The organism is Aquisphaera insulae, assembly GCF_011064615.1.
In the GTDB taxonomy this organism is placed as follows: domain Bacteria; phylum Planctomycetota; class Planctomycetia; order Isosphaerales; family Isosphaeraceae; genus Aquisphaera; species Aquisphaera insulae.
Genome location: NZ_JAALJH010000069.1, coordinates 39,131 through 49,371, shown reverse-complemented (window position 1 = coordinate 49,371; position 10,241 = coordinate 39,131). Strand labels below are relative to the sequence as shown.

Sequence of the window (10,241 nt, the reverse complement as noted above, 5' to 3'; positions counted from 1 at the left end):
CGTCCTTCTCCCCGTCTCCAGGGCCAGGGCGGGGATTTCCTCCTCGGGGACCTGGCGGGTGTCGGCGGCGGAGCGGTCGGCGCGGAGGGGGATGGCTTCACCTTCGCGGACGAGGTGGAACTCGCCGGTCTTCTGGCCGGGGAGGGTGTCGGCGATCTCGACGCGGTTGTCGGCGAACATCGGCTTCATCTTGGCCAGGGAGTTGGCCTCGCGGACCTGGCCGACGAGCCAGGTCTGAATGTTCTCGCGGCACTTGTAGTCGAAGTCGCCGGGGTTCTGGGTGGCGAGGAAGAGGCCGAGCCCCGCGGACCGGGCGCGGCGGATCAGGTTCTCCATCGGCTCCTTGCTGGCGGGCTTGCCGACGGCGGGGAGGTACAGGTCGGCCTCGTCGAACATGGCGACGGCCTGGAGCGAGCCGTCGGGGGCCGGGTGCTTGCTCGCCCAGCGGGCGAGCTCCATCAAGAGCTGGGCGACCCAGAACTGGATGTCGTGCGCGGAGCCCAGGAACTTGGTGCTGATGATGCTCAGCCGCGTCTTGCCGGGCGTGGTGTTGCCGTCCGGGCTCCGGCCGAGGAGGGCGTCGATGTCCAGGGGCTCGCCCTGGGCGGCCAGGAGGTCGCTGTAGTTGAGGCGGAGGGTCTCGAGATCCTGGACCAGCTTGTCGAACCCCTTCGGGTCGAGCCGGCCGACGGCGTCGACGAGGGCCTTGTCCTTGTCGGCGATGAGGTCGATCAGGTCGCCGATGGCGACCGGGGCGTCGGGCTCGTCGCGGCTGAGGATGGCGATGGCCTGGCCGAGGATGGCGAGGTTGGCCATGTCCGCCTTGGCGGCCCTGTACTTCATCATGCCGCCAAGGGCGGCGGCGGCGTACTTCGCCCCCTGGATGCGCTCGTCGTCCGGCAGCGAGCCGAGGCCCGACGGGGCCGCGGCGATGGAGAGCGGCCGGCCGGTACTCTTGCGAGGCGTGTAGAGGGCGACCTCGACGCGATCGCGGAGAAGTCTCGCCCGCTCGGCGATCGGCCCATCCAGGTCATCCCGCAGCCCCATGCCGGGCCTCGCATAGGCGCAAAGATCCCCCTTGCGATCGATGAGGATCGCCGGGATGCCGCGGACGAGCAGTTGCTCCACGATCCCCAGCGCGGCCGTCGTCTTGCCGCTCCCCGAGGTGCCCAGGAACGCCGCGTGCCGCGTGAGCAGGTCCGGGTCGAGCGTCACCGGCTCCGGCTTGCGGGCATTCGTCACGCCGAGGGTCAGGGGGGTGCGAGTCCCGGTGATCGTGGCTGTTCCACCCTGCTGGGTGGTGGCCGATGGAGTGGTCGATTTGCGGCCGTCGGTCTCCTTGGTCGGCTTGTCCGCCGCGGGGGGCTCAACCTTCGCGGGCCTGCCGCGTTCCAGCCCGTCGAGATCGAGGATCCGGCGGATCGAGTCGAGGCTGGAGAGGGGCCGGGACCGCTTCCGCCAGGTCGAGAAGGCGGGATCGTCCCTGAACTTCGCGGCGTAATCGGGGTAGGCCATCATGGTCCGCCAGTCGGAGTCCTCGACGACCACGGCGCGGGCGCCCTTGTCGGTGAGCTCGCCGATCCGCTTGGCGATCTGGGTCGTTGGGTTGGAAGGGAACGCGGTCGAGCGCACGAGTGCGAGCGTCTGTCCCTCGCCGAGCCTGGCGACCTCGTCGATCTGGTGCCCGAGCCCGCCCCCCTTGGCGCTCTTGTTGCAGATGCCGATATACAGCTTCTCGGCGGAGTTGTCCGGCGCGTGGATTTCCACCGGGATGAATCGGTCACTCACCTCCACATGGAAGTCATGCCCGGTCGTCAGCTCGTCCGAGCACGCGCGGATGGCGACGCCGAGGATCTCGGCGAGGGTGGCCTCGCGGGCGGGGATCTCGCGGGGGGTTCCTGAGGTCAGCTCGTTCCAGGCTTGCTCGATATGGGTCGTGTCGGGATCTGGAGGCGGCTTCACAGCCTCAACGAAAGGGAGAAGCACACCCTCCGCCATGCATCGCTCTCTGTATCTCTGGCACTTCTCCAGTACGTCCCTCGTGCTCATTCCTGCGAGTCTCGTATCGACATCCGCGGGGAGTGGATAGAACGGCTCGGTCGGGGACCAGGCCATCCCCTCCGCCTCGAAGAGGAAGCGGAGGCGATTGCCGATGAGCCTGGCGATCTCGCTGGCCTCACGAGGTGCCTTGAGATCGACCGGGCCGGAGCTTCCCTGAATCCGAGACTTCGTGGTCTTGGCGAGGCTCTTCTTGAGCTCCTCGTAGTAGTCGCGGAGGCAGGAGATCACGACGAGGCACGAAGGTAGTCGGCTCACGAGGTCGCACAGCGTGGAGAGGGCACGGCGGAATTGGACCTCGGCGTTCTCGAGGTTGTGCATGTCCTCGAGCTGATCGACGCAGAGGATCAGTGGAACTCTTTCGAGTGCCCAGATCATCTCGCCCAGCCGCTGGATCATCCAATGAGGTGCGTCGGAATATGTTCGTGGGGTGATGTCGCCGAGGAGTTTTCTGTCGTAGGGCGTGAGGTCTTCGCAGCGCAGATACTTGAGCACCCGCGCCTTGATCCGGGGATCATCACGCTGGAGATAGAGGATCGCTCGGATGGCGTCGTCGTCGATCTGACTGAACCTCTCCTCGAGGATAATCCGGTCGGTCAGCTCGTGAACGGCCTGGTCGAGCGTTGCCTGATCGAGATCATCGTCTCGGACTTGCTCCAGGATTGCCTTCGACTTCGCGTCGGACGCCACGGCATCCGCCAGTGCAGCCGAGAGGCGGATCAGGCCGGTCGGCGTTCCTGACGCATCGGTATAGGGTTTGTCGAGCGATTGAATGAGATTGTTCAGTACATAACGACCGTACTGTTCGGTATACGCTGTCATCTGCATGTATGCGCAATATCCTCGGTTCGTCGTGTGGACGGAGTTTCGGAATGCACGCATCAGATGCGTCTTGCCGCTGCCGGCATCGCCCAAGAGCAGGAGCATCCGGCCGGTCGGCAATTGACCGGTAGTCGCCGCACGGTCGACCATGCCGTGTAGTGCGGATCGAACTCCGCCATGGATCGACTCCACGTCGAAGGGATCGCTCTTCCAGATGTCGGTGGCCTGGGCAATCGCGTGGAAGAGCCCATGGTGCTTCTCCGAGCAGAACACCTTGACGCGGGGATCTTCGCTCGGAGTCGGCGTGGAGCGGTCGGCGGCGCGGGGGGTGCTCATGTTGGTTCGTCCCATGGTAGTCAGTGCCTCTCCGATGCGATCCAAAGGAAGTGGAAGACCGAACCCAGGTAGTTGACCTCAGAACGGTTGACGTCGTCCTGGTTCATGGCGTAGCTGAGATCGGCTCGCGTAAGGTCGAGGAGTCGCTTGTTGTTGGCTTCCGCGAGGCGCTGCTTGAAGGTGTCCAGGCCCATCGTGCGGATCTCGGGATCTCCTTGAAGGGCGTCCCAGACGCGGGCGATGAAGACGCGATTGTCGCCGATTCGATCGGTCTGGCTGCGGGCCGCGACATCCTTGACCTTGGCGGCGAAGGCGGACAGGTCGCCGGGCGGGTGGATGATCCTCGGCTCGGGCTCGATGGCGATGCCCTCGTGCGAGGGCTCAACGGGGATGCTCGGCTCCTGGCCGCCCCCCGCCCAGCGGCGGAGTACGGCGTCCGCGAGTTCCTTGTCGTCGGCCTTGCGGGCGCCGACCTGGCGCGCGACCAGGAGGTCGAACGCCTTCTTGGGGTCGCTCGGTCGGTGCTCGCCCAGCTCGCGGCAGGCGAGGGCCTGCTGGATCGAGGCGATGCTCAGCGAGTCTTTTGGCCCAAGGCCGAATTGTTTGCGGGTCCAGGCGTCGATGACCTCCTTGGCCGTCGCGCCCTCGGCCGCCGCGACGCCCAGCGCCCTGGCGAGGAGCCTGGCCTTCACCCCGTCCTTGGCGACGGCGGCTTTCCCGGCGAGCCCCAGGGCCTTGGCCGACAGGAGCGTCTTCTTGACCGACGCCCAGTTTGACTTCGGTGGCAACTCGCTTACGCCGAGATACCGCAGCGCCGCCTCGCGGCCGGCGGCCGTGAACTCGACGGGCATGACCTTGGGCTTGGGCGGGGTCTTGGGCTTCCTCTTCGGTGCCGGTGCCGGCGGCGACTCCGGCCGGGACAGGTAGCCGAGCGTGAGCAGCTTCAGCTCCGCCCGCTCGAGCATCGCGGTCAGGGCGGAGCCGGTCCATCGGTCCTCGACGAGGGAACCGACGTCCTTCTTGATGGCGGCCGCGGTCGGCGGCTTGGTCCCCGCGACGAGGTATCGGGTCAGGAGGAGGGCTTCGAGCGGGGAGAGGTCCTGAGTGTCGTTCATGCGTCGTCCTTCCTCTCATTCTCTTCGAGCAATCCGCGGCGGTGTGCGACGGCCTCGCGGATGGCGCCGAGGGTCTCTTCCAGGTGGCTGATCACGTCCTCGGCCAGGACGCGGAGGACCATGTGGCCGTGCGCCTGGAGGAGGGCGTCCTTGCGGCGGTCGCGGCGATAGTGGTCGCGGCTGGTGAAGTGGTAATAGCCGTCGATCTCGACCGCGAGCCTCAGCGAGCGGGCCAGCAGGTCGACCTCGATCGGCCGGGAGGAGTGGAAGCGGATCTCGAGCGTCTCGTTGAGCCGGAAGAGGCCGGCCGTCTCGGGGCGGGCCTCGAGCCGCTCGAAGAGGAATCGCTCCGCCGCGCTCCTCGCCCTGTCTGCCTTCTCCACGTCGCTCGGGTCGGCGAGCGAATCGGCGACGGCCTGGCGGGCGTGCTCCTCGGCGGTGTGCGGGATTCGTCGCGAGGCCTCGGCCGGGATGACCGACTGGCGGAGGATCGCCTTGAAGCGCGATTCCGGCACGCGGTCGAGGTAATCCTGCCACGCCGCCGGGCCCACGACCACGGCCGCCGGCAGCGGCGGGTGCGCGGAGACGAGATTGGCGAGGATCCGGGCGACCGCCTCGAGCCGATCGGGCGCGATCGGAGCAGGGGGGGCGTCGTCGGGACTCGCCTTCGACTCGGCCGCGAACACCAGGAGCGGAAGCCGTTCGACGCCGCAGAGGCGCGCCGTCGCGGCGAGCAGCTCGGCCCAGCGGCCATGGGAGCCGGGCCGCGGCACCATCGGTCCGACCTCGTCCACCAGCTCGTCGGCGGTCCTCGGCACGAATCGGCCGTCGTCGGCGAGGTGGCGGAGGATCCAGCCGCAGATGGCCTCCGCCGGCTCCAGGTCGGCCATCGGCAGCGCGGAGTCGAGGAAGAGCCCGCGTTCGAAACGGGACCTGTCCTTGAGTGACTGCCGCAGCTCGTCGGGATCGCGGCCAAGCCGGCCGGCGAGCCAGTGGGTCGCGGCGTCCTCCAGGTCCACCGCGGCGAGCAGCCGCACGAGCCAGCCGCGGACGATCCCCTCCTCGGTGAAGTCGTCACCGGGCGGGGCCACGAGCGCTCGCCCCTTGCCGGCAGCCCGTCCCCAGGCCAGCAGGCTCAAGAGGGCGTTCTCCCCCTCGAGGACGACGGAGACGGTCGGGATTCCCTCCCTCCGCCGCTCATCGTGGCGGTCGAGCCAGGATCGGAATGGGGCGGGAACCTCGTTGCCGGCCGTCGGCGGCATTGCTCGCCTCCTGCCATGACCTCGCTCGCCGCCCCGCACGAAAGAACTGCGACGTCTCCTTCGGCCGCGACGGAATCGTCGTATTATCAACCATGATTGACCCGATGTCCACGACTCGCCGCGTCCGCTGGACCGCCCGCGGCGCCCTCTCGTCCCCGGATGAAAACTCCCTCAGAAAAGGCCCGGCGGCGGGGTATTTGCCGCCGAAAGTCTCCGAGGGATCGGGAGGCTCTTGAAGGGATCATTCGCCCGCGGCTAACGTTGCTCACGTAGGTGCAGCGCGGGCGTGGGCTGTCCAGCCCGCCGATCTTGCAGGAACCAGGCAGAACGCATCAACCACGGGAGAAGCAACATGACGACGAAGGTGAGCAAGGGTGTGCTGACGCTGGCGGTCGGCTCGATGGTCTGCGTCGGCCTGTCCGGCCTGCGCGGCACGGCGCAGGCGCAGCACGAGAAGATGGCGCCGGCCAAGGCGACGATCACGAAGGCGGTGGCGATCCTGCTGCCCACCAAGGCGAGCAAGGCGGAAGGCCGGGTCACGTTCACCGAGGAAGGGGGCAAGGTCAAGGTCCATGCCGAGATCAGCGGCCTGACCCCCGGCGAGCACGGCTTCCACATCCACGAGTTCGGCGTCTGGTCCGAGGACGGCATGGCCTCCGGCGGCCACTTCAACCCGACCGCGGAGAAGCACGCCGGCACCGACACGGCCAAGCGGCACGTCGGCGACCTCGGCAACATCACCGCCAATGAGAACGGCAAGGCCACCCTGGACCTGGAGGACGCGAGCCTCAAGTTCCACGGCCCGACCTCGATCATCGGCCGCGGCGTGGTCGTCCACGAGAAGGCCGACGACTTCAAGACCCAGCCCACCGGCAACGCGGGCGGCCGCGCGGCCGTCGGCGTCATCGGCGTGGCGAAGCCCTGATAGCAGAGAGGGACTCTCGGCTTCCCTTCGCGGCCTCCCGTCCGCCTTGCGCGGGCGAGGGGCCGCGATCGCTCCGGGCGCGGGCGCCGCGAAGGAAACGGCCGAGCCTCACTCCTCCGGCCAGCGGCTGCTGCGCCGGAGCCAGCCCAGGAGGATGTCCCCGACGGCGAAGAGGCCGGTGCCGAGCATGCCCAGGGCCATGGCGCAGGCCAGGACGCTGAGGGCCAGGGAGAAGGCCATCAGGGCGCCCATGAGGAGCGGGCCGATCGCCGGGTTGAAGAGCAGGCCCATCCAGAGGGTGGCCAGGACGATCAGGAGCGACCACGTCCGGATGTCCGGCCAGGCTCGGGCCACGCGAACGCGCTTGGCCGCCAGCCGAGCGGCGTGGAACTCGGGGTCGTCCCAGGGGGCCGGGCCTTGATGGGGGAATTCGGCGGTCATGGGCGATCGGCCTCGCGTCCGGGGTTGGTGCCGAGGACTCCTGGGACTGGGGTAGAGCGGGGCCGCCTTGACCATCGACCATGCGAGGGGGGCGACTGCCGTACCGTCTCTGTCCCATTCTAGGCGCGGCCGGTCGCGCCCGTCAGCGGTTTTCTCGCGGACCAGCCCCCCGGAAGCCCGACCCGCAGGCGTCGGCGACCGGCGGCGCCGAGCCCGGGAAATGGGGACAGGCACCTCGAAGACTCGGAGCCAGCCCCCAATTCCCTCGGTCCACCGGCCTCATGGGACGGCTACTCAGTCCATCGGGAACATCCGCGGATCGGCCTCCTCGTGCCGGATCTCGTCGACCTTCTCCTTCTTGCCCCACCCCGCGTAGAGGCGATTCGGCGCGTTGAAGACAAGCCCGGGGGTCTCCCCGATATTCCGGTAGGCATGCACGACGCCCGGCGGGATCCAGACGGCGGCGGGTTTGGAGACGCCTAGCGTCACCACCTTCCGGTTCCCCTTCGTCGGGCTCCCCTCGCGCGTATCCCACAGGTAGAGACGGAAGTCCGACGGGCCGATGAACGCGAAGCCGTCCGTCTGATCGACATGCTCGTGGGGCCCGCGGGCCACGCCGGGCAACGTCGAGGAGACATAGGTCATCACGGGCCACCGATCCTCCCCCAACTCGTCATGGCGGAAGATCTCCACGAGCCACCCACGCGAGTCGTGGAACGACTTGAGCGGGCGGATCTCGACGCCCTCGATCTCTCCATCCGTGTACGTCGGGTACGGCGCGGTCAGGGTCTGAGACACCGGTTCCACTCCATTCCTAGATCTTCAAAGAGAGAGATGTCCGATCCGTCATCGCCCGGCTGTCCCCCGGGAATGGGCCGGGACCGGTTCGCTGATGTGCCGCACAGGCGGGGGGCGGCGAGAACCCGCGAACGGGCCGCCGTGTCTCCTGGGCGACGTATCATAACCATCTCGCCGGAAGTGACGAGCCCACCATCCTCCCCGACGATCCGCTCAGCTCTTTTTTTCAGAGCCGTGATTGCCGTCCGCGGTTTGACAGTCGCTTCCTGTGTGCCTAGACTGGGTCATCGATGCCGAAAGCTTGCGCAATCTCTGGAACCCGGAGCGACGGAGTCATGGCAGAGGGATCAAAGGCCTGGGGCGGTCGCTTCGCCTCCGGCACGGACCGCCGGGTCGAGCGGTTCACGGAATCTATCTCCTTTGATCAACGCCTCTTTCGGCAAGACATCAGGGGCTCTGTCGCGCACGCGCAAATGCTCGCCCAGGTGGGCATCCTGACGAACGACGAATGCCGGCAAATTGTGCTGGGCTTGTCGGAAATCCGGGCTCAGATCGAGAGCGGCGAATTTCCATTCCAGTTGGAGCGCGAAGATGTCCACATGAACATCGAAGCCGCTCTGGTTGATAGACTGGGGGATGTGGGAAGGAAGCTGCATACCGCGAGGAGTCGCAACGACCAGGTTGCCACCGACCTCAAGCTCTGGACGAGGGACGCGCTCGATCGGATCGACGAGCGCCTGGCGGATCTGCAGAGGGCCTTCGTCAAGGCCGGTGAGAGGCATCGCGGGGTGATCATCCCGGGGTACACCCATCTCCAGCGGGCCCAGCCGGTCCTGGCCGCGCACGATTTCCTGGCCCACGTGGAGAAGTTGGGCCGCGATCGGAGCCGGCTGGCGGATTGCCGGAAGCGGCTCAACGTGCTCCCGCTGGGGGCGGCGGCCCTGGCCGGGACGAGCCTGCCCATCGACCGCGAGGCGGTGGCGCGGGAGCTCGAGTTCGAGGCGGTGGCGGCCAACAGCCTGGACGTCTCCAGCGACCGCGACTTCGCGCTCGAGTCGGTCTTCGTGCTGGCGATGATCGCGGAGCACCTGGCGGGCTGGGCGGAGCAGTGGATCCTCTGGAGCACGCAGGAGTTCGGGTTCCTGTCGCTGCCCGATGCCATCTGCACCGGCAGCAGCATCATGCCGCAGAAGAAGAACCCGGACGTGCTGGAGCTGATCCGGGGCCGGGTGGCCCGGGTGATCGGGTCGCTGACCACGCTGCTGGTCCTGGTGAAGGGCCTGCCGCTGGCGTACAACCGGGACCTCCAGGAAGACAAGGAGCCGCTCTTCGACGCCTTCGACACGGTCGAGGCCTGCCTCGAGCTGGCGGCCGTGGTGGTGGACGGGGCGAGCCTGCGAGGCGACCGCATCGCCGACCGGCTGGAGGAGGGCTTCCTGGACGCGACCACGCTGATGGAGCACCTGATCGAGCGAGGGGTCCCCCAGAGGACGGCCCACGCCGTCATCGGCCGGCTGGTCGGCCTGTGCGACCGCAAGGGGATCTCGCGGCTGGCCGACCTGACCGACGCCGAGTTTGCCGAGGCCGACCCGGCGCTGGGGCCGGGGACCCGCGAGCGGCTGGGCGTCGCCAACGCGGTCAAGGCGTTCCGCTCGTATGGCTCGACCGCGCCGGCGGAAGTCGACCGGCAGCTCGATCGGTGGAAGGAATCGTTGGGGTTGTAAGCCCAGGCTGGAGGCACCCATGGCGACGGTCACGACACCGACGATCCCGACTCCGATCAAGCCCTCCGCGGTCCCCGATGCCCTCCCGGTCGCGCCGGATCCCCTGTCGATCCTGATGGCTTCGCGGCATCGGATCACGCTCGAGGAGTATCGTCGGATGGCCGAGGCCGGAGTCCTCGGCCTCGAGCCGAAGGTGGAGCTGATCGAGGGGATGCTCGTTGAAAAGATGACAAAGAACCCTCCCCACAACCTTGCCTGCGACCTGATCCAGGAGGTCCTTTCGGCCTTCATGCCGGCGGGGTACTTCGTGTCGATGGCGACGTCCATGACGATCGACGATCGCCAGGGAGAGCCGGAGCCCGACGCCTGGGTCCTCAGGGGCACTCGCCGCGACTACGCGGGTCGGGCCCGGACACCCGCCGACTCGGCACTCGTCGTCGAGGTGGCTGAGTCCAGCTATGGGCTCGATCGCGGAGTGAAGGCCGCCGTATACGCATCCTGCGCCATCCCGATCTACTGGATCGTGGACCTGAACCGACGTCGGCTCGAAGTCCTGACGAAACCGGCCCCGATCCGTGAGGGGGCGCCGGCGGCTTATGAGGACGTTCGCGTCTTCGAGGCCGACGACGAGGTCCCGCTCGTCCTGGATGGCCGCGAGGTCGGCCGGCTCGTGGTCCGAGAAATCCTGCCCTGACGACCGGAAAGTCGTTGCAGGTCGAAGAATGTTCGTGTGAGTCTCTGCTTCTCCAACCTCGAGAAC

General features: G+C 67.8%; 8 protein-coding genes. 3 read left to right on the top strand and 5 right to left on the bottom strand.

Going from position 1 to position 10,241, the window contains the following annotated elements; genetic code table 11:
- The 3 genes from G6O54_RS27230 to G6O54_RS27220 all read right to left on the bottom strand — a co-directional run.
- Window positions 1-3,216: helicase HerA-like domain-containing protein (locus G6O54_RS27230; RefSeq protein ID WP_165230473.1), on the bottom strand; the 3,216-nt coding region annotated here is incomplete at its 3' end.
- Between the two features lie 20 nt (window positions 3,217-3,236).
- On the bottom strand, window positions 3,237-4,331 hold the full coding sequence (locus G6O54_RS27225; protein ID WP_165230470.1) for a hypothetical protein: 1,095 nt from the start codon (window positions 4,329-4,331) through the stop codon (window positions 3,237-3,239).
- Window positions 4,328-5,593 (bottom strand): endonuclease domain-containing protein, encoded by a 1,266-nt coding sequence (locus tag G6O54_RS27220; RefSeq protein ID WP_165230467.1) that lies wholly within the window; start codon window positions 5,591-5,593, stop codon window positions 4,328-4,330. The genes G6O54_RS27225 and G6O54_RS27220 overlap by 4 nt, the downstream gene beginning before the upstream one ends.
- A gap of 352 nt (window positions 5,594-5,945) precedes the next feature.
- On the opposite strand from G6O54_RS27220, the gene G6O54_RS27215 reads away from it, so the two are divergent.
- Window positions 5,946-6,518 carry a superoxide dismutase family protein gene (locus tag G6O54_RS27215; RefSeq protein WP_165230464.1) on the top strand — a complete coding sequence of 191 codons (573 nt, stop codon included), beginning with the start codon at window positions 5,946-5,948 and terminating at the stop codon, window positions 6,516-6,518.
- Between the two features lie 108 nt (window positions 6,519-6,626).
- Here G6O54_RS27215 and G6O54_RS27210 read toward each other — a convergent pair whose 3' ends face one another.
- Both G6O54_RS27210 and G6O54_RS27205 read right to left on the bottom strand, forming a co-directional pair.
- Window positions 6,627-6,959: a hypothetical protein gene (locus G6O54_RS27210; protein WP_165230461.1), complete on the bottom strand. Its 333-nt coding sequence runs from the start codon at window positions 6,957-6,959 to the stop codon at window positions 6,627-6,629.
- A gap of 294 nt (window positions 6,960-7,253) precedes the next feature.
- The gene (locus G6O54_RS27205) at window positions 7,254-7,757 is read right to left on the bottom strand and encodes a dTDP-4-dehydrorhamnose 3,5-epimerase family protein (protein WP_205679055.1); all 504 of its coding nucleotides are present in this window, start codon (window positions 7,755-7,757) and stop codon (window positions 7,254-7,256) included.
- Between the two features lie 335 nt (window positions 7,758-8,092).
- Here G6O54_RS27205 and argH point away from each other — a divergent pair, with 335 nt between their 5' ends.
- Together argH and G6O54_RS27195 are read left to right on the top strand one after the other, a co-directional pair.
- Entirely contained in the window at window positions 8,093-9,481 is a 1,389-nt protein-coding gene (argH, locus tag G6O54_RS27200; RefSeq protein WP_165230458.1) for an argininosuccinate lyase, read from the top strand.
- Between the two features lie 19 nt (window positions 9,482-9,500).
- Window positions 9,501-10,175, top strand: a complete 675-nt coding sequence (locus G6O54_RS27195) for a Uma2 family endonuclease (RefSeq protein WP_165230455.1) — start codon at window positions 9,501-9,503, stop codon at window positions 10,173-10,175.
- Window positions 10,176-10,241: the final 66 nt, after the last annotated feature.

Coding starts and splice junctions, on each gene's coding strand:
- G6O54_RS27210 (WP_165230461.1), bottom strand. CDS start 6,959: ATGACCGCCGAATTCCCCCATCAAGGCCCGGCCCCCTGGGACGACCCC.
- G6O54_RS27195 (WP_165230455.1), top strand. CDS start 9,501: ATGGCGACGGTCACGACACCGACGATCCCGACTCCGATCAAGCCCTCC.
- G6O54_RS27215 (WP_165230464.1), top strand. CDS start 5,946: ATGACGACGAAGGTGAGCAAGGGTGTGCTGACGCTGGCGGTCGGCTCG.
- argH (WP_165230458.1), top strand. CDS start 8,093: ATGGCAGAGGGATCAAAGGCCTGGGGCGGTCGCTTCGCCTCCGGCACG.
- G6O54_RS27220 (WP_165230467.1), bottom strand. CDS start 5,593: ATGCCGCCGACGGCCGGCAACGAGGTTCCCGCCCCATTCCGATCCTGG.
- G6O54_RS27225 (WP_165230470.1), bottom strand. CDS start 4,331: ATGAACGACACTCAGGACCTCTCCCCGCTCGAAGCCCTCCTCCTGACC.